This is a genomic window from Kribbella sp. NBC_00382 (genome assembly GCF_036067295.1).
Taxonomy (GTDB): Bacteria; Actinomycetota; Actinomycetes; order Propionibacteriales; family Kribbellaceae; genus Kribbella.
This window is the reverse complement of sequence record NZ_CP107954.1, coordinates 5,993,778-6,010,656: the sequence shown is the minus strand read 5'-3', so window position 1 is coordinate 6,010,656 and position 16,879 is coordinate 5,993,778. Positions and strand designations below refer to the sequence as shown.

The following is a 16,879-nucleotide window of genomic DNA, read 5'->3' as shown; positions in this document are numbered from 1 at the left end:
CCGTGAGGATCACCATGACCACTCCCGCCCAACCACCCCAGCCCCCGGCCCCACTGGCGCCGAGTTTGTGGCGTGACCGGCAGTTCCGGACTTTCTGGTCGGCTCAGGGAGTTTCGGAGTTCGGCGATCGGATCAGCGAGCTCGCTCTGCCCTTGATCGCGGTCACTCTGCTGAACGCATCCCCAAGCCAGGTTGGGTTTCTGACTGCAGCGGTGTGGTTGCCGAACCTCGCCTCGTTGTTCATCGGTACCTGGGTCGACCAGCACCGCGACAAGCGGCCGTTGATGATCGCGGCCGACCTCACCCGGACGGTTCTCTTGCTGTCTTTGCCGGTCGCGTACTGGCTCGACATCCTCACCCTCGGCCAGCTCTACGCGATCGCCATCCTCGCCGGTACCGCGCACGTCGTCTTCAACACCGCCTACGCGTCCTTCTTCGTACGACTGGTCAAGCGCGAGCAATACCTGGAGGCAAACAGCAAGCTGGCCTCGACCAGGTCGATCTCGTTCATCGCCGGCCCAGCCGTCGGCGGCCTGCTGATCCAATGGCTGACCGCGCCGATCGCCCTGCTCGTCGACGCGCTGTCGTTCCTGTTCTCCGCCCTGCAGGTCAGCCGCCTGAAGGTCGAGCCCGGCGACGCCGACGACGGCGACGAGCCGTTGCTGACCAGGGCACGGGCCGGGATGAAGTACCTGCTCAAGCATCCGTACCTACGCGCCAGCCTCGGCTGCGCGACGACGGTGAACTTCTTCAACATGATCGGGTTGGCGCTGCTCGTGCTGTTCGCGAGCCGCAACCTGGGCCTGTCTGCCGGCACCATCGGTGTCGCGTTCGGCGTCGGCGCCAGCGGTGGGCTCGTGGGAGCGCTCGCCGCCAACCGGCTGGCCCGGCTGATCGGCGCCGGCCGGCTGATCGCGCTCGGCTCGGCGGTCTTCCCGGCCGCGTTGGGGATCGTCGTTCTCGCCGACGGACCGGTCTGGGTGCGGGCGGCCACGCTCGCGGCGGCCGAGTTCGTCGGCGGGTTCGCGGTGATGTGCTTCGACATCCCGCTGAACTCACTGCAAGCGGCCGTCATCCACGACCACATGCGCAGCCGGGTGGCGGGCGCGTTCAGCAGCATCAACTACGGGGTGAGGCCGCTCGGCGCGGTGATCGGCGGTCTCCTGGGCACCTGGCTGGGTGTCCGGGAGACGCTGCTGATCTCCGCTGCCGGCGGCCTCTTCGCCGTACTGTGGCTGCTCCCCTCGCCGATCATCCGGACCCGCGACCTCGAGGGTCTCGAACCGCCGGCGATGTGAAGGTCAGTCCAATTCGATCGGCTCATCGAGCTTCGCCACCGTACGGCGGAGCGGGATCTCCTTGATGAACAGGACAGCGATCAAGCTGACCAGCGCACAAGCCGCCGCGATCAGGAAGATCCGGCCGGTCGCGTCGCCGTAGGACTGACGGACGAGCTCAGCCAGCTGCGGGGGCAGGTGGTTGACGTCCAGCAGGCTAGTACCGTCCGAACCACCCGACTGCAGCTTGGCAGCCGCGGCCGCGCCACCCGGACCGTGCAGCACGCCCTGGATCAGGAGGTCCTTGACTCGAGTAGCCAGGACCGCACCGAGCACCGCGACACCGACTGCTCCGCCGAGGCTCCGGAAGAATGCCACCGACGCGCTGGACGCTCCGATCTCGCTGACGTCCACGGTGTTCTGCACCGCGAGCACCAGGTTCTGCATCATCATGCCCATCCCGATGCCCATGAAGAGCATGCCGAGACCGACGTACCAGTACGGGCTGGTGTGGTCGATCGTGCCCAGGATGCCCAGGCCGACGGTGAGCAGGATGCCGCCGGCGATCAGGTACCGCTTCCACTTGCCGAACCGGCTCACCATCTGGCCGGCGCCGACCGAGCCGATGAACGAACCGAGCATCATCGGGATGGTCAGCAACCCGGCCTCGGTTGCGCTGTAGCCACGGGCGACCTGGAAGTACTGGCCGAGGAAGAGCGCGCTGCCGAACATCGCGACGCCGACCGCCATGCTGGCCACGATCGCGAGCGCGGTGGTGCGCTGGCGGACGACCTTGAGCGGAACCAGCGGCTCGCGGACCCGGTTCTCGACCATGACGGTGAGGATGCCGAAGACGATCGTGCCGCCCACGAACAACGCGGACTGCCAGGAGATCCAGTCGAAGTCGTGCCCGGCGAAGGTCACCCAGAGCAGCGGCAGGCTGGCGGTGATGCTGATCAGCACCGCGCCGAGGTAGTCGACCTTGACCTCACGCTTGAACAGCGGCAGGTGCAGGTACTTCTGCAGGATGACCAGGCTGATCACGGCGAGCGGGACACAGACGTAGAAGCACCAGCGCCAGCCGAGCCAGGAGGTGTCGACGATGACGCCGCCGATGAGCGGGCCGCTCACGGTGGCCACGGCCATCACGGCGCCCATGTAACCGGAGTACCGGCCGCGGTCGCGGGGCGGGATCGCCGCACCGATGATCGCCTGGGCCAGGGCCATCAAGCCGCCCATGGCGAGGCCTTGGAGGACGCGAGCGCCGATCAGGAACGGCACACTGTGGGCCATACCGGCCAGGGCGGAGCCGATCACGAACACGCTGATCGCGACCTGGACGAGCAGCTTCTTGCTCATCAGGTCGGACAGCTTGCCCCAGATCGGGGTGGACACCGTGGTGGCGAGCAGGCTCGCGGTGAGCACCCAGGTGTACTGCGTCTGGGTGCCCTCGAGATCGGCGATGATCGTCGGCAGGGCGTTGCTGACGATCGTCGAGCTGAGCATCGCCGTGAACAGCGCGGCGAGCAGCCCGACCAGGATCTCGAGGATCTCGCGGTGGGTGAGTTCCGGCGCAGCGGGCGCTTGCGGCCGGGTCTCGGTGACAGTCATCAGTCTCCAGTCGAAGGGTTCGGGTGCTTCGCGAACTCGGCGGCCTCGGTGACGGCGACGGCGACGCGGCGCAGGGTTGCGGCAGCCGCGGCCAGTTCGTCGTCGTCCCAGTCCGCCAGCGCGGAGCGGAGTTGCCGGGTGTAACCGGCGTACAGGGCGTGCAGGCGGTCCCGGCCGGGCTCGCTGAGCTGGATCAGGGACACCCGGGCGTCGGCCGGGTCGGGCCGACGGCTCACCAGGCCGTCGGCTTCCAGCGCGGTCAGCTGGCGGCTCACGACGGAGGCGTCGACGCCCAGTTTGGTGGCGATCTCACCACCGCGCTGCTCGCCGTCCTTGGCCAGAACCTTCAGCACACTCGCGTCGGCCCGCCGCAGCCCCAGATCGGGCCACAGGTGCCGGTGCTCGATACAACGCACGGCCCGGATCAGCGAACTGACCCCGTCGAGCACTTCATGGGCCGGCGTATCCCGCTCTACCTCCGGGACAGAGGTCTGCTGGACTAGTTGCATAACCCAACTATATACATATTTAGTTGGTTTCCGTAACCATATGCGCAGTAGGCCGGCTATCAACTACTGACTGTGGCCAAAATAGGAGGGTGCTACCAGTAGAGCGCTCAGTCGTTCGGTCGTGGTCTAACTGGTGTGGGTCATATCGATGACGATCTTTCCCCGTCGGGGCGGTCGTGCGGCTGCCTCATGTGCCTGTGCTGCCTGATGCGCCGGGTAGGTGCCCCGGACTGGAACATGGAAGCGGCCCTGATCGGCGAGTGCGGTGGCTGACGTGAGTCCGTGAACGCCGTCGGGCTGGCCGCCGAGACGGCCCGTGGACAGCCGAACTCCGTAGGTTGAAGCCTTGAAGTCGGCCAGCGTCACGACGCTGTCCGCGGCACCGGTCAGCTCGATCAGTTCACTCAGCGATCCGGCCCCCGCGACGTCGAGTGCCCGGTCGACCGGAGCGGCGGTGAGCGCGCGGATGCGGGCGGGCAGGTTGTGCCCGTAGTCCACTGGTTCCACCCCTAGTTGCCTGAGGAACGCGTGGCTGTCGGGGCGTGCGGTGCCGATCACGCGGGCACCGCGTGCCACCGCAAGCTGCACGGCAATGCTGCCGACGCCGCCGGCCGCACCGTCGACCAGCAGTGTGGAGTTTTCCTTGATGTCGAGCAGGTCGAGGGCGCGGGTTGCGGTCTCGATGCCGGTGCCCGCCGCGCCGGCTTCGGCCCACGTCATGCCGGGTGGTTTGTGCGTCCAGAAGTCCAGGACCGCGTACTGCGCGCTCGCTCCGCCCAGTTGTGCGACGTCGACCGCGCCGAAGATCTCGTCACCGACGGCGTAGTCCGTTACCCCGGCGCCGATCTCGTCGATCACTCCGGCGGCATCGACGCCGGGAATGTGTGGCAGGTCGAGATTCTTGCTCATGGGGGACGAGCCGGCGCGCAGTCCGAGGTCGACGGGTGAGACGGCCGCGGTCCTGACGGCGATCCGCACCTGGTGAGGACCGGGGTGCGGCTCGGGCGCGGGGCCCAGGGTCAAGACCTCGGGCGGGCCGAACCGCTGGAACTGCACAGCAAACATGATCACCTCTCCCGACCGGAGTCTCCGGGCGCTTCGATGAGGTAAGCATGTTTCCTGAACACCCTGTTCCACTTCGGGAGCAACTGAGAGGGAGGCGGAGGAAAGTGACTCGGAAAGTCAGGGCCGACGCGACCGACAACCGTGCACACATCGTTGCGACCGCCCGTCAGGCCATCGCCGCGGACGGCGTGGACCTATCCATGCGCGAGATTGCGCGGCGGGCCGGCCTGGGCATCGCGACGCTGTACCGACACTTCCCCACCCGCACGGAATTGGTCAGCGCGGCCCTTGCCGGGGATGTTGCGGCCTGCCGGGCTGACATGGAGGCGGCACTGTCGGAGCCGGACGCCTGGACCGCGCTCAGCGGAGTCATCCGCCAGTTCGCGGAACACCAGATCCGGGCCCCCGGCCTCAACGAGGCCCTGCTGGGCTCACACACGGCAGGCGGCGCGTTCCGCAACGACCGGCAGGCCCACGCTGCGGCACTGGAGCAACTCGTCGCCCGCGCACGCCGGCAGAGGGTCCTGCGGCGAGGGATCTCTGTCAAAGATGTCCGCGTAGGCCTGATGGCGATTTCCTCGCTGCGCACGCAGGCCGATCGACGGCCCGATGCGATCCGCACCTTGCTGGCTCTGCTTCTGACGGGACTGCACTCGCCCGATCACTGAACTGCCGAGGGCTGGTGGAGCGTCGGCGGAGAAGGGGCGAGGCAGGGCGTAGTACTTAGCTGAGGTCTAGGTTCAGGCGGGCCAGGAGGCGGGCCAGGGCTGCTAGGTCTGGGGTTTCCCAGCGGTCTAGGAGGGCGCGGAACTCGACCTGGCGCTGGATTCGCATGGCGCCGAAGCGTTCGGCGCCGGTTTCGGTGAGGCGGAGGAGGCGGGCTCGGCCGTCGTCGGGGTCGCCTACTCGTTCTATCAGGCCTAGGGACTCGAGCTGGGAGAGGCCGCGGCTAACGGTGGATTTGTCGAGGCCTAGGGCTTGGGCGACGTCGGAAGCGCGTACGCCCGTACGGCCGGAAGCGGTGCCGAACTCGATCTGCGAGATCAGCGCGTAGCCAGCTGCGTCCATCTCGGGGTGGACGCGACGAGCCATCATCATCTGGGCCGAGCGCGACCGGCGGAACAGGTTGGACAGTTCGTGCTCGACGTCCGCGACCAGCCGCTGGCTGTTCTCGGTCACCATGTCGCTCACCTGACCACGACGCCGGCGTCGTGGAGGGCCTTCTTCACGTCCGCGATCCGCAGCTCACCGAAGTGGAAGACACTGGCCGCCAGTACTGCGTCCGCCCCCGCCTCGACCGCCGGCGGGAAGTGCTCGGGCAACCCCGCTCCCCCGCTGGCGATCAGCGGTACGTCGACCACCGCGCGGACCGCCCGGATCAGCTCCAGGTCGAAACCCTTTTTGGTGCCGTCGGCATCCATCGAGTTGAGCAGGATCTCGCCGGCGCCCAGCTCGGCACCGCGGCGAGCCCACTCGATCGCGTCCAGCCCGGCCGACTTCCGGCCACCGTGGGTCGTCACCTCGAAACCGCTCGGCTGCCCAGCGGAGCGGCGTACGTCGAGAGACAGCACCAGCACCTGGTTGCCGAACCGGTGCGCGATCTCCTCGATCACGGCCGGCCGAGCGATGGCGCCGGTGTTGATGCCGACCTTGTCCGCCCCCGCCCGCAGCAGCCGGTCGACATCGGCTGCTTCGCGCACGCCACCACCCACGGTGAGCGGGATGAACACCTGTTCGGCCGTCCGTCCGACCACCTCGTACGTCGTCTCGCGCGACCCCGAGGACGCGGTGATGTCGAGGAACGTCAGCTCGTCGGCCCCCTCGGCGTCGTACAGCCGCGCCATCTCCACCGGGTCCCCGGCGTCGCGCAGGTCGGCGAAGTTGACACCCTTGACCACCCGCCCGGCATCAACATCCAGGCAAGGAATCACACGCACGGCGAGGCTCACGCGACAAAGCCTACCGAGCACAGCTAGCCGCCAGCACCAAATCCCACCCGCGGGACCCGCGAGTCCCCTGCAGTCAATCCATGGTGAGGACCAGCTTGCCGCGTACTGTTCCGGCTTCGCCGACTCGGTGTGCTTCGGCGATGCCGGTCAACGGGAAGGTCCGGCCGACCGGGATGACGAAGTGGCCGGCGTTGGCCAGCTGGGCTACCTGGGCCAGTACGTAGGTGGCGCGGCCGGTATCGCCGCGGCTGAAGCGGACGCCGGTCTGCTGTGCGCCTTGGAAATCGGCGACCGTGATCACTCGCTCGGTGGCGCCGGTCAGCTCGACGAGTTCGGGAAGCACGCCGCTGCCGGCTACATCCAGCGCGAACTCGACACCTGCCGGAGCGATGGCGCGGATGCGATCGGACATCCCGTCGCCGTAGGCCACCGGCTCGGCGCCCAGGGAGCGGAGGGTGTCGTGGGTGGCTGGGCTGCCGGTGCCGATGACTCGCGCGCCGCGTTCCACTGCGAGTTGGACGGCGGCGATTCCGACGCTGCCGGATGCGCCGTTGATGAGTACGGTGCTGCCCGCTTTGACACCGAGCTGGTCGAGCGAGCGCGCCGCCGTCTCGGCCGACGCGGGGATCGCGGCAGCACTCGCATAGTCGAGTGCCTCGGGAATCGCTGCCCAGTAAGCCAGTACGGCCAACTCCGCCTGCGCGGCGCCGTACGGCGAGGCTCCGAAGACCCGGTCGCCGATCGCTACCCCGGAGACACCATCGCCGATCTCGTCGACCACCCCCGCGGCCTCATACCCCAAGGTCTGCGGCAACTCCTCGTCCATCAGCCCCTGGCGCTTCTTCCAGTCGCTAGCGGAGATCCCGGCGGCATGGACCCGGATGCGGATCTCGCCGGCACCAGCATGAGGATCGGGCAGCTCCACGATCTCAAGGACTTCCGGCCCACCGAATGTGCTGAACTGAGCAGCCTTCATCACGCACTCCTTCTCGGAAAGAAGTGGCGGATCATCCGATGCCGCGTATACGCGTGCTCCGAAGGCACGTTTCTACTCCGATACCCCAACCGTACGTCATCCCCGGCCAGCCCGGCCGATGGGTCAGACTTGCCCGGTGAAATTTCCGAGACCGTGGCAGAAGAAGCCCAACGAGGAGCAACCAGCGGAGCGAGACGATTTCAGTGCGCTCACGGAGCCGGGGCACTGGCTCGAGTGGCTGGGTGAGGATCCGGGGCAGGTTGTGCAGGACAGTATCGAGCTGTCGTTGGCGGCTCAGGTCGCGGGTGCCAAGGTCCAGTGGCTGAAGTTCACCGGTGAGCCGGCGTTCGTGACTGGCGGCCAGCCGCTGCCGGATGATTCGGGCCGGGCTCAGGTGGTACGGACTGGTCTGTCGGTGGAGTTCATCCTGGCGGTCGTGCGGCCTTCAGGTGAGCGGGACGTCCTGAAAGGCGTGTACACGCTGGCCATCGCAGGGATGGATGAACCAGAGGCGCGCGAACGGTCCTGGCTCGATCTCGGCGCGACCATGGAGCAGATCGGCCCGCTGCTGGAGACCCGCCTGTACGAACTGGACCAAGCAGACTGAAAGAAGAAGGGCGGCTCGGTGGCCGCCCTTCTTCTACTTCCAGGCCCTGCGCTTCTGCTCCGCAGGTTTGACTGGTGTGGTGGATGCCCAGACTCGACGCCAGCGGGCGGCGTCAGGGCCGGACTGCGATGGCGAGGCGCCAGCGGCGACCCGGCGACGGGCCTCCCACCAGGTGGTTGCCTCTTCGTCCAGCAGCGCAGACACGGCGGCCTTGATCCGCGGCGCGAAATCGCGGGCGCTCTCACCCTCGGCCGGGTACAGCGGATCGCCGTACCGTACTGCGACAGTCGGACGACCAGGCACCGGCCAGCCGCGACCGCGAGGCATCGCGGCGAAGGAGCCCTTGATGCCGACCGGGATCACCGGAACGCCTTGTTCTACGGCGATGTAGGCCGCGCCCATCCGGAAGCGTTCCATCCAGCCGTCCGGCGAACGGGTGCCCTCGGGGAAGACGACGACGTTCCAGCCGTCCGCGAGCAGGTCGCCCGGCGTCGCGCTGAGCTTGCCGCCACGACGCTCGATCGGGAACGTGTTGAACACGATCGCCGACGCGGTCGCCCGCCACCAGGTGTCGAAGAAGTAGTCGGCCGCGGCCGCGACGGCGGTCTTGCGACGCATGTCGTCGGGCAGCGTGCAGAGCACCAGCGGCGTGTCCAGGTGCGACGAGTGGTTCGCCACGATGACGGCCGGCCCGTGCACCTTGCGCAGCGAGTCGAGCCCGCTCACCTGCGGGTTCACCTCGAAGCGGAGTACCGAGTTGAGAGCGCCCTTCTGCAGGACCTCCCGTACTGCGATCGCCGCGGGCGTGCGCGCCCATCGGGTCGGGAAGACCGACGACTCCTTCTTGACCACGTACGGCTCGGCCGACCGCGGCACCTGCTGACGACGGCCCCAGCGGAAGCCGCGCGCGACCTGCTTCACGTCCCGCGCGGTGTCCCGGCTGAACTTGACCAGGTTCGCCCCCATCAGCGGACGTCCGCGAGCAGGTGCGGCGGGTTGTGCAGGTACGTGATGGATGGCGACCGGCCGACCGAGTGGCTGACCATCTCGAGCGCGTCCTGCAGCGTCGACGCGGACCGGAAGCCCATCCGCTCGACCGTCTTGCGGTTCGCGCCGACCCAGACGATGTCGCCGCAGTGGTCCAGCGCGTGGCTGATCCAGTACCACATGTAGAACGGGTGCACGCCGTGGTACGCGTTCGAGGTGCGGTACAGGTGGATGTACCACGGGTCCTCGGCGTACTGCTTCTCGAACTTCGCCTCGATGGTGGCCGGGTCGGTCGACTCCGACAGCACCTCCTCGAAGAAGTCCACGTACGACGGGTGGTGCAGCTGGCTGAACTCGTAGTCCACCGGGTGGTACAGGATGACCGCGCCGTCCTTGCGCACGATCGGCTGGCCCCGGTAGGAGTTGAAGTAGTAGCCCAGGCCCATACAGGCGGCCAGGATCGGGTTCATCACCGAGTTCACGTTGTACGGGCCGACGAACGGCACGCCCATGATCGCGACGTCGGACTGCCCCTGCACCTCGACCAGCTGCTGCTTGTGCACGGCCTCGATGGTCTTCTCGTGCACAGGCTCGATCTTGCCCGCGTTGATCCCGGTCAGGCCGTAGTTCGAGCGGACGTCCTGGAAGATCTTGCGCCGGGCCTTGGCCGGGGCCAGCGCGAGGCCGCGCTTGGCACCGAGCATCGTGGCCTGGTCCTTGATCGACCACTCCCACTCGCGCTTCTGCAGGAACTCCAGCCCACCGCCGAAGATGTCGTTGTTGAGCGTCGTCTCGATCTGGAAGACCTTGACGTGCTCGGTCAGCACCTCACCCATCCGCCAGGCCGAGTGGTGCATCTTCGAGGCCTTGTGGTCCATGAAGGATCGCGAGTGGATCATCGTGTGGCTGTTGTGGTGGTGCTTCAGCGACTTGTACGACGCCAGCCCGATCGACGTCGACTTGTGGCCGCCGTCCATCGCCACCAGGTTCACGTTCACGTAGACCAGCAGGTCGGACTCGGCCGCCCGCTTGGAGATCTCGACGTCCTCGCCGTGCTTGGTCTGACCCAGGTGGGTCAGGTTGTCGGCGTCCTCGGCATCGAAGTTGTAGAGCTTGCCGTCGGGGAAGAAGGAGCGGAAGACCCGCTCGCCGACGATCTCGCGCAGCTCGTTCGGGGTCAGCCGGCGGTGCAGCGCGTTCGCGGAGATCAGCTCGACGTCGTCGACGCCGGCGTCCGCGGCCATCGTCAGCACGGCCTCGATCACCCGCTGGCGGATGTCCGGCTTCTTCATCGGCGGCAGCGGCAGCGAGATGTCGTCGAAGGCGATCGTCAGCCGCATCCCCGGCGTCAGCAGCTCCGGCAGCGGCTCCGACTCGATCGGGTGCAGCAGCGCGTTCTGGATCGCTTCCTCGACGTCGCGCACCGCCGGCAGCGACTCCGGCGGGTAGACCACCCGGGTACCGAGCGGGAACCGCTCCAGCAGGAAGCCCTCACCGTTGTGCACGAGCAGCGGCGGCGTCCGGTCGTCCACCTCAAGCACAAACCCTGGCCGAGACATGTCAGAACCTCTCTCGTCGTACGTTCAACGGTGCAGCGACAACTGTGGCTGTGGCGATCATGAGGCCCTCACATCGAAAGCAACCTTCACGGTGCCCAGCCGGCCGGCGGACTGGGCGTGGTCGAGCGCCTCACGCCACCGGTAGAGCGGGTACTTCGCCCCGACGACCCCGTCCAGCGGAGCCTTCTGGGCGATCTCCAGCGCGGTCTCGAAGGCAGGGCGCCCGTTCGGCTCCTCCCGCGAGGACGCGTACGTACCGGTCAGCTCCAACTCACGGAACCACACCGGCGAAAGGTCCGCACCCGTCGACGGCATCCCGGCCAGTACCACCCGGCCGCCGGCCTTGGTGACCCGCAGCACGGTGTCGATCGAGTCCTTGCTGCCGACCGCGTCGACGGCGACGTCGACACCGCCGAGCAGGAACTCCTTGGCGTTCATCTCCGGCTTCAACCGGAACGCACCGGTGGCCCGGCGAACGCCACGGAAGACCTCGTCGGGCGCGACCACATCGCTCGCGCCGAAGGCACGGGCCAGCTCACGCTGCTTCGGGTGCTTGGCGACGACGGTGATCCGGCCCGCCTGGGTCAGCTCACGCAGCGCGAGGGTCGCGAACAACCCGACCGCGCCGGCGCCGCTGACCAGGACCGACTGACCCGGCTGGACGTTGGCCCGGAACGCGGTGTGCACGGCTCCGGCGAGCGGCTCGACCAGGACTGCCCGCTCGTCCGAGAGGCCTTCCGGTACGGCGTACAGCTGGCTGCGGTGGGCGACCATGACGTTGCCCCAGCCGCCACCGGTGTCCTGGCAGAAGCCGGTCTGGAGTCCGGGCGAGACGTGGCCGACGGTGATCCGGTCGCACAGGCTGGTCCGGCCCGACACGCAGCTCTCGCAGAGCTCCACGCCGCGGGCGGCGCAGGTCAGGACCGAGTCCATCACTACCCGGGTGCCCTTCGGCAGGTCCTCGCAGTCGTCGAGCAGCTCGCCGACGATCTCGTGACCCGGTACGAACGGCAGCGACACCAGCGCGGAGAAGTACAGCTTGGTGTGACCGGTGACCATGCCGAGGTCGGAGCCGCAGATGCCGGACAGGATCGGCCGGATCCGTGCCCAGCCTTCCCGGTCGGCCCTCGGCTCGTCGATCGTGACGAGGCGAAGCGGCGCGGCCGGGCCGGTCAGGATGGCCGGCACCCGGCTTCCCATCGCCTTCGCGGCCAGGAACTTGGCCGGTGAGCGGTACATCTCGAGGGCGAGCATCATCGGGCGTTCACCCCGGGGATCTCCAGACGCGAAGAAGTGGCGGGTGTCTTCCAGTCGACGATCTGCCAGCGCGCGGCCCGGGCTGCCCGGAACAGCGACACGTCCGGCGAGACGGCGACCGGGTTGCCGACGGTGGTCAGCATCGGCAGGTCCGAGTGGCTGTCCGCGTAGGCGTACGACTTGGACAGGTCGATGTTGGTGCCGCGGGCGCGGTGCTTGATCCACGCCGCGCGGGACTCGCCGACCAGCGGCGGGCCGGTCAGGTACCCGGTGCAGCGACCGCGGTCGTCGACGGCCAGGTCGGCCGCGACGATCTCGTCGAACAGCGAGTCCAGCGGCCTGGTCAGCGGCCGGACGGCACCGGTGATCAGGATCGTCCGGTGGCCGGCCGCCTTGTGCTCGCGGATCCGCCGGACGGCCGCTCCGCTGAGCCGCTCGAGCACGTGCCCGGCGAGCACCTCGTCGACGATGTGGTTGAGCTCTTCCAGTTCGGCACCCTGGTACCGGCGGTAGATCGTGCGCAGGAAGGTGCCGCGGTCCTTGCGCTCGGCCGAGATCAGCTTCGGCAGCTTGCGCAGCATCGCGCCGATCTCACCGACCCGCTGGTGGCTGTCCAGCTCGGGCAGCCGCATCCACAGGTAGGTCTCGATCACGTTCGACGACAGCAGCGTGCCGTCCATGTCGAACGCGGCGATGATCTCGGCGTCGTCGGACGGCTGCACCTTCTTCAGTACGCCGGCCGACTCCGCGAGCGACTTGTTGCGCTTCTTCCGGACCACGTCCAGCCGGCGCAGCGAGTCGGTGACGCTCGGGCAGTGCACTTCCTGCAGGTAGTGCTGCCAGTCGACGATCGAGGTGTCGCACCAGAAGGTCTCCCGGTCGTCCCCCTCGAGCGCGTTGTGCAGGGCGAGCACGTTGTCGTCGATGAACTGCAGCTCGGCCTGCGCGTACTCGGAGTACAGGTCCATGTAGCGGCGGAGGAAGTCGATCCGGCGCTTCTGCACGTCCAGCTCGCGGGCGTACTTGCGAGTCCGCTCACCGCGCGGCGCGTGCATGATGATCTGGTCGGCGATCTTGTGCGCCTTCTCGCCGTACCGCAGCATGCTCTCGACCGAGTCCCCGCCGGGGAACTTCCAGACCGGCAGCCGGACCGCGCCGCGCTCGCCCAGGTCGAAGGGGTGCTTGGAGAAGTACGCGCGCACGCCGGCGTACAGCTGCTCGAAGGTCAGCGGGTTCCGGGCGCCGGAGCTGACGTGGTAGTACTCCGGCTTCGACAGCTCGGGCTCGGTCGCCATCACCGCGCAGATCGCGCCGACGACGTGGTCGACCGGGATGATCTCGACGACCGAGTCGGGGCTGGCCGGGAACTCCGGCAGCTCACCGCGGCCGTACGCCAGGATCAGCGGCTCGGCCATCTTGAAGCCCTCGATCCAGCCCGGGTGCGGGCTCTGCACCGCGGACTCGATGATGGCCGGCCGGACGATCGAGGTCGGCAGCTTGGCCGCGAACTCCTCGACGACGCGCTCGCCGAGCGCCTTGGTGAAGGTGTAGCAGTCGGTCCAGCCGAGGCTGCGCGCGCGCTCGGTACCGGTCTCGATCAGCTTCTTGGCGACCCACTCGGTCCGCCGGCGCTCGGTGTCGGCCGCGGCGGTCAGGTGACCGGCCCGGCGGTGCAGCTTCTCCGACTCCTTGCGGAACTTGATCAGCATCGCGGCGCTGCGCGAGGTCTCCTCGATCCGCGCCTTCATCGCCATCCCGGCCTCGGCCTCGGTGCGCCAGTCGACGGTGTGGTCGACCGGGGCCTCCGGGATCGCGCCGCGGCGACGGCCCGCGGTGTAGGCGGTGGAGATGTGCACGTAGTGGACCGGGCGGCCCTCGCTCGCCTCGACGATCCGCTCGAGCAGGCTCTTGGTGCCGAGCACGTTGGTCGTGAACGCCTCGTGGATCGGCGGGTCGAAGGAGACGTCGCCGGCGCAGTGCACCACGATGTCGAGATCCTTCGGCAGCGCCGGTACGTCGGACAGGTCGCCCTCGACGACCTCGACCCGGGCGGCGGTCAGCTCGGCGGCGTCGGCGTACGGGGTGCCCTCGCCGTAGAACGGCTTGAAGATGTCCTTCTTGAGCATCTGCGCCATCCGGTCGGTGCCCTTGAGGGACCCCTTCGGACGGATGATCGCGACCACGGTGGTACCGGGCAGGTCGCCGATCATCCGGTGCAGCAGTGCCTCACCGACGAATCCGGTGATGCCGGTGACCAGGACCTTCTTGCCTGCCAGCTTGTCGGCAAGGCTCACTTGTCGCCTCCACGGGTGAGTTCGAGTGCCTCGGTCAGGGTGAACGCGCCGGCGTACAGGGCCTTGCCGACGATGACGCCTTCGACGCCGTCGCTGACCAGCGTGCTCAGCGCGCGCAGGTCGTCCAGGCTGGAGACGCCGCCGGAAGCGACGATCGGCTTCTCGGTGCGCGCGCACAGGTCGCGGTACAGGTCGAGGTTCGGGCCCTGCAGCATGCCGTCCTTGGTGACGTCGGTGACGACGTACCGCTCACAGCCTGCTGTCTCGAGCCGCTCCAGCACCTCGTACAGGTCGCCGCCCTCTTTGGTCCAGCCGCGAGCGGCCAGCGTGCGGCCGCGGACGTCGAGACCGATCGCGACGCGGTCGCCGTACTGCTGGATGATCCGGTCGCACCACTCCGGGTCCTCGAGTGCGGCGGTGCCGATGTTGACGCGACGCGCGCCAGTCGCCAGCGCAGCCTCGAGCGAGTCGTCGTCGCGGATGCCGCCGGACAGCTCAACCTGTACGTCGAGCTTGCCGGTCACCTCGGCGAGCAGCTCACGGTTGCTGCCACGGCCGAACGCGGCGTCCAAGTCGACCAGGTGGATCCAGTCCGCACCGGCCTCTTGCCAGGCCATCGCAGCAGCCAGCGGGTCGCCGTAGGAGGTCTCACTCCCGGCCTCGCCCTGGACCAACCGAACAGCCTGCCCATCCGCCACATCTACGGCAGGGAGCAGCACCAGAGTCCCAGACCGGGGCGGCGGGGTGGGGGCCGAGTCAGACACAGACATGGCCCACACCCTAGATGGCTCAGTTGGCGGTTTTGTAACCCAGTGCCCCGCTGAGTCGTTGAGATCGGATCTGTCGCAGCAATACCAGTGGTGTTAGTGGTATGTACCAACCGTAGGCTGTACGACATGACCACCGTGGCTGAGCTGGAGACCGATCCGCATCCGTACCTCGCCTCTGTGCGCCCGGTCGGATGGAGTGATGCGCTGGGTGGCTGGGTGGTGGCCAGCCGGGCGCTCGCGATGGAAGTGATGCGGGATCCGGAGACATTCACTGTCGATGACCCGCGCTTCTCGACGGCGCAGGTGGTGGGGCCGTCGATGTTGTCGCTGGACGGTTCCGTGCACGCTGAGCACCGGGCGCCGTTCGAGCATCCGTTCAGCCTGGCGCAGACTCGAGCGCGCTTCACGTCGGTCGTCTCGGAGGAGACCGATCGGCTCGTCTCGGCGATCTCCGCGCTGGGTTCGGCCGACCTCCGGACGACGGTCGCTGGTCCGTTGTCCGTTGCGGTGGTCGCTTACTCGCTCGGACTGGAGCGGGCCGATGCGGCGACGGTGCTGGACTGGTACCAGGACATCTCCTCGTCGGTCAGCGGGATCGCGGCCGGGCTGCCCGTTACCGCCGAGGGTGCCGCGGCGTTCGCCAAACTTCACCAACATGTTGCCGGGAGCATCGATCACTCGGACTCGCTGATCGCCGAGGCCGCTTCTGCCGGGCTGGGGACCGATGAGGTGGTCGCCAATGCCGCCGTGCTCATGTTCGGCGGCATCGAGACCACCGAGGGGATGATCACCAATTGCCTCTGGCATCTGCTCACCAACCCTTCAGAGTTGGCTCTGGTACTAGCGGACCACTCGCTGATCCCGAACGCGATCGAGGAGTCGCTGCGCCTGGAGCCTGCCGCGGCTGTCGTCGATCGCTATGCGACCCGCGACGTCTCCCTGGGGTCAGCTGAGGTCAAGCGTGGCGACTTCGTCAGCGTCTCGCTGGCCGGAGCGAACCGCGATCCAGCCGTCTTCCCCGATCCTGACCGGTACGACGTCCAGCGCAGCAACGCCCGTCGCCATCTCGCCTTCGCCAGCGGGCCGCACATCTGCCTCGGTATGCACCTGGCCCGGCTCGAGGCGGTCAGCGCGATCACCGCGTTGCTCACGCGACTGCCTGACCTGCGACTCGAGCCGGCCTCTCCCCCGCCGCACGGGCTCGTCTTCCGGAAGCCCTCAGCGGTCAATGTGACGTGGTCAGTTGCGGTTGAGCAGTAGAACGCCCGCCGGGAAGGCGGGTACCTCATGGTCCGGGTTGGCGTCCGCGTCGCGTTCGAACTCGGCGAACCCGCGATCGAGCTCGTCCTCGGCGATGTGCTCGAAGGTCGAGAACGCCCGCAACTTCAGCCGTTCGTACGTCGCTCGCTGGGTCCGCGGCTCGGTGACATCGACCCAGTGCGGCTCCTCCTCGGCGTGGAGTCCGGCTAGCGCGGCGAGCGCCCGGATCTCGTCGAAGGGCAGGTACATGGCCGCGTCGACTCGGCGGGCGCTCGGGAAGTACCGGTACCAGTAGAGGTCCGGCATCCGGTCGCCGAACTGGGTGCGGAGGATGACGGTGCCGCCTGGGCGTAGTACTCGCCCGACTTCTTTTAGGCCTTGGAGGGGGTCGGTCCAGTGGTGGATCGTGAGGAAGAGCCAGGCCAGGTCGCACGTCTCGTCGGGTAGTGGGATCGCTTCGGCGGATCCTTCGAGGTAGGTGACGGCGGGGTGGTCGATCGCCTGCTCCAGCATCCGCGCCGACGGCTCGACGCCGTACACGGGACCGCCGAACGTGTCGGCCAGCGCAGGGGTGAAGCGGCCGATGCCGCAGCCGAGATCGAGGACTGTCAGTGGGCGGGTGGGAGGCGCGAATCCGGCAGCTGCCTGCATCCAGGTATCGAGGCTGTCTGCGGGGAGTGCGCGTCCTTGGGCGTAGACCTGATGTAGCCGAGCGTCATAGTCCACCATTTCGCGAGCCTAGCGACTGCGTTCTCGCT

The 16,879-nt window shown here is 68.0% G+C and carries 16 protein-coding genes; 4 read left to right on the top strand and 12 right to left on the bottom strand.

Annotated features, from left to right (window positions below; translation table 11 throughout):
• Positions 1–14 precede the first annotated feature (14 nt).
• Positions 15–1,298 (top strand): MFS transporter, encoded by a 1,284-nt coding sequence (locus OHA70_RS28670; RefSeq protein WP_328322783.1) that lies wholly within the window; start codon positions 15–17, stop codon positions 1,296–1,298.
• A 3-nt stretch (positions 1,299–1,301) separates the two neighbouring features.
• Here OHA70_RS28670 and OHA70_RS28665 read toward each other — a convergent pair whose 3' ends face one another.
• From OHA70_RS28665 to OHA70_RS28655, 3 genes are all read right to left on the bottom strand, one after another.
• On the bottom strand, positions 1,302–2,888 hold the full coding sequence (locus OHA70_RS28665) for an MFS transporter (protein ID WP_328322782.1): 1,587 nt from the start codon (positions 2,886–2,888) through the stop codon (positions 1,302–1,304).
• A complete protein-coding gene (locus tag OHA70_RS28660) occupies positions 2,888–3,397 on the bottom strand; it encodes a MarR family winged helix-turn-helix transcriptional regulator (RefSeq protein ID WP_328322781.1) in 510 nt (169 codons plus the stop codon). Before OHA70_RS28660 ends, OHA70_RS28665 begins: the two co-directional genes overlap by 1 nt.
• Before the next feature lie 126 nt (positions 3,398–3,523).
• Positions 3,524–4,462 (bottom strand): NADP-dependent oxidoreductase, encoded by a 939-nt coding sequence (locus OHA70_RS28655; RefSeq protein WP_328322780.1) that lies wholly within the window; start codon positions 4,460–4,462, stop codon positions 3,524–3,526.
• Between the two features lie 104 nt (positions 4,463–4,566).
• On the opposite strand from OHA70_RS28655, the gene OHA70_RS28650 reads away from it, so the two are divergent.
• Complete coding sequence (locus tag OHA70_RS28650; protein WP_328322779.1) at positions 4,567–5,130, top strand: TetR/AcrR family transcriptional regulator; 564 nt, start codon at positions 4,567–4,569, stop codon at positions 5,128–5,130.
• Positions 5,131–5,185: 55 nt separating this feature from the next.
• Here OHA70_RS28650 and OHA70_RS28645 read toward each other — a convergent pair whose 3' ends face one another.
• The 3 genes from OHA70_RS28645 to OHA70_RS28635 form a co-directional block, all read right to left on the bottom strand.
• Positions 5,186–5,644 (bottom strand): MarR family winged helix-turn-helix transcriptional regulator, encoded by a 459-nt coding sequence (locus tag OHA70_RS28645; protein WP_328322778.1) that lies wholly within the window; start codon positions 5,642–5,644, stop codon positions 5,186–5,188.
• 5 nt (positions 5,645–5,649) lie between these two features.
• A complete protein-coding gene (gene hisF / locus OHA70_RS28640) occupies positions 5,650–6,411 on the bottom strand; it encodes an imidazole glycerol phosphate synthase subunit HisF (protein WP_328322777.1) in 762 nt (253 codons plus the stop codon).
• Positions 6,412–6,484: 73 nt separating this feature from the next.
• Positions 6,485–7,387 (bottom strand): NADP-dependent oxidoreductase, encoded by a 903-nt coding sequence (locus tag OHA70_RS28635; protein WP_328322776.1) that lies wholly within the window; start codon positions 7,385–7,387, stop codon positions 6,485–6,487.
• Between the two features lie 136 nt (positions 7,388–7,523).
• Here OHA70_RS28635 and OHA70_RS28630 point away from each other — a divergent pair, with 136 nt between their 5' ends.
• Complete coding sequence (locus tag OHA70_RS28630; RefSeq protein WP_328322774.1) at positions 7,524–7,994, top strand: hypothetical protein; 471 nt, start codon at positions 7,524–7,526, stop codon at positions 7,992–7,994.
• 33 nt (positions 7,995–8,027) lie between these two features.
• On the opposite strand, the gene OHA70_RS28625 is transcribed toward OHA70_RS28630, so the two are convergent.
• Genes OHA70_RS28625 through priA form a run of 5 tightly spaced genes read right to left on the bottom strand, consistent with a single transcriptional unit; the run spans position 8,028 to position 14,861 of the window.
• A complete protein-coding gene (locus OHA70_RS28625) occupies positions 8,028–8,960 on the bottom strand; it encodes a lysophospholipid acyltransferase family protein (protein WP_328322773.1) in 933 nt (310 codons plus the stop codon).
• On the bottom strand, positions 8,960–10,540 hold the full coding sequence (locus tag OHA70_RS28620; RefSeq protein WP_328322772.1) for a lactate racemase domain-containing protein: 1,581 nt from the start codon (positions 10,538–10,540) through the stop codon (positions 8,960–8,962). The genes OHA70_RS28625 and OHA70_RS28620 overlap by 1 nt, the downstream gene beginning before the upstream one ends.
• Before the next feature lie 57 nt (positions 10,541–10,597).
• Positions 10,598–11,797 carry a zinc-dependent alcohol dehydrogenase gene (locus OHA70_RS28615; protein WP_328322771.1) on the bottom strand — a complete coding sequence of 400 codons (1,200 nt, stop codon included), beginning with the start codon at positions 11,795–11,797 and terminating at the stop codon, positions 10,598–10,600.
• Positions 11,794–14,091, bottom strand: a complete 2,298-nt coding sequence (locus tag OHA70_RS28610) for an HAD-IB family hydrolase (protein WP_328322770.1) — start codon at positions 14,089–14,091, stop codon at positions 11,794–11,796. The genes OHA70_RS28615 and OHA70_RS28610 overlap by 4 nt, the downstream gene beginning before the upstream one ends.
• A complete protein-coding gene (priA, locus tag OHA70_RS28605) occupies positions 14,088–14,861 on the bottom strand; it encodes a bifunctional 1-(5-phosphoribosyl)-5-((5-phosphoribosylamino)methylideneamino)imidazole-4-carboxamide isomerase/phosphoribosylanthranilate isomerase PriA (RefSeq protein WP_328322769.1) in 774 nt (257 codons plus the stop codon). Before priA ends, OHA70_RS28610 begins: the two co-directional genes overlap by 4 nt.
• Before the next feature lie 126 nt (positions 14,862–14,987).
• Between priA and OHA70_RS28600 the strand changes: the two genes are divergently transcribed.
• Entirely contained in the window at positions 14,988–16,121 is a 1,134-nt protein-coding gene (locus OHA70_RS28600; protein ID WP_328322768.1) for a cytochrome P450, read from the top strand.
• On the opposite strand, the gene OHA70_RS28595 is transcribed toward OHA70_RS28600, so the two are convergent.
• Positions 16,101–16,850, bottom strand: a complete 750-nt coding sequence (locus OHA70_RS28595; protein WP_328322767.1) for a class I SAM-dependent methyltransferase — start codon at positions 16,848–16,850, stop codon at positions 16,101–16,103. The two genes, OHA70_RS28600 and OHA70_RS28595, sit on opposite strands and share 21 nt — an antisense overlap.
• Positions 16,851–16,879: the final 29 nt, after the last annotated feature.

Bases quoted from the DNA above. Each gene is read 5' to 3' on its own strand.
- OHA70_RS28670 (WP_328322783.1), top strand. From the start codon at position 15: ATGACCACTCCCGCCCAACCACCCCAGCCCCCGGCCCCACTGGCGCCG.
- OHA70_RS28665 (WP_328322782.1), bottom strand. From the start codon at position 2,888: ATGACTGTCACCGAGACCCGGCCGCAAGCGCCCGCTGCGCCGGAACTC.
- OHA70_RS28660 (WP_328322781.1), bottom strand. From the start codon at position 3,397: ATGCAACTAGTCCAGCAGACCTCTGTCCCGGAGGTAGAGCGGGATACG.
- OHA70_RS28655 (WP_328322780.1), bottom strand. From the start codon at position 4,462: ATGTTTGCTGTGCAGTTCCAGCGGTTCGGCCCGCCCGAGGTCTTGACC.
- OHA70_RS28645 (WP_328322778.1), bottom strand. From the start codon at position 5,644: ATGGTGACCGAGAACAGCCAGCGGCTGGTCGCGGACGTCGAGCACGAA.
- OHA70_RS28635 (WP_328322776.1), bottom strand. From the start codon at position 7,387: ATGAAGGCTGCTCAGTTCAGCACATTCGGTGGGCCGGAAGTCCTTGAG.
- OHA70_RS28625 (WP_328322773.1), bottom strand. From the start codon at position 8,960: ATGGGGGCGAACCTGGTCAAGTTCAGCCGGGACACCGCGCGGGACGTG.
- OHA70_RS28620 (WP_328322772.1), bottom strand. From the start codon at position 10,540: ATGTCTCGGCCAGGGTTTGTGCTTGAGGTGGACGACCGGACGCCGCCG.
- OHA70_RS28615 (WP_328322771.1), bottom strand. From the start codon at position 11,797: ATGATGCTCGCCCTCGAGATGTACCGCTCACCGGCCAAGTTCCTGGCC.
- priA (WP_328322769.1), bottom strand. From the start codon at position 14,861: ATGTCTGTGTCTGACTCGGCCCCCACCCCGCCGCCCCGGTCTGGGACT.
- OHA70_RS28600 (WP_328322768.1), top strand. From the start codon at position 14,988: ATGACCACCGTGGCTGAGCTGGAGACCGATCCGCATCCGTACCTCGCC.
- OHA70_RS28595 (WP_328322767.1), bottom strand. From the start codon at position 16,850: ATGGTGGACTATGACGCTCGGCTACATCAGGTCTACGCCCAAGGACGC.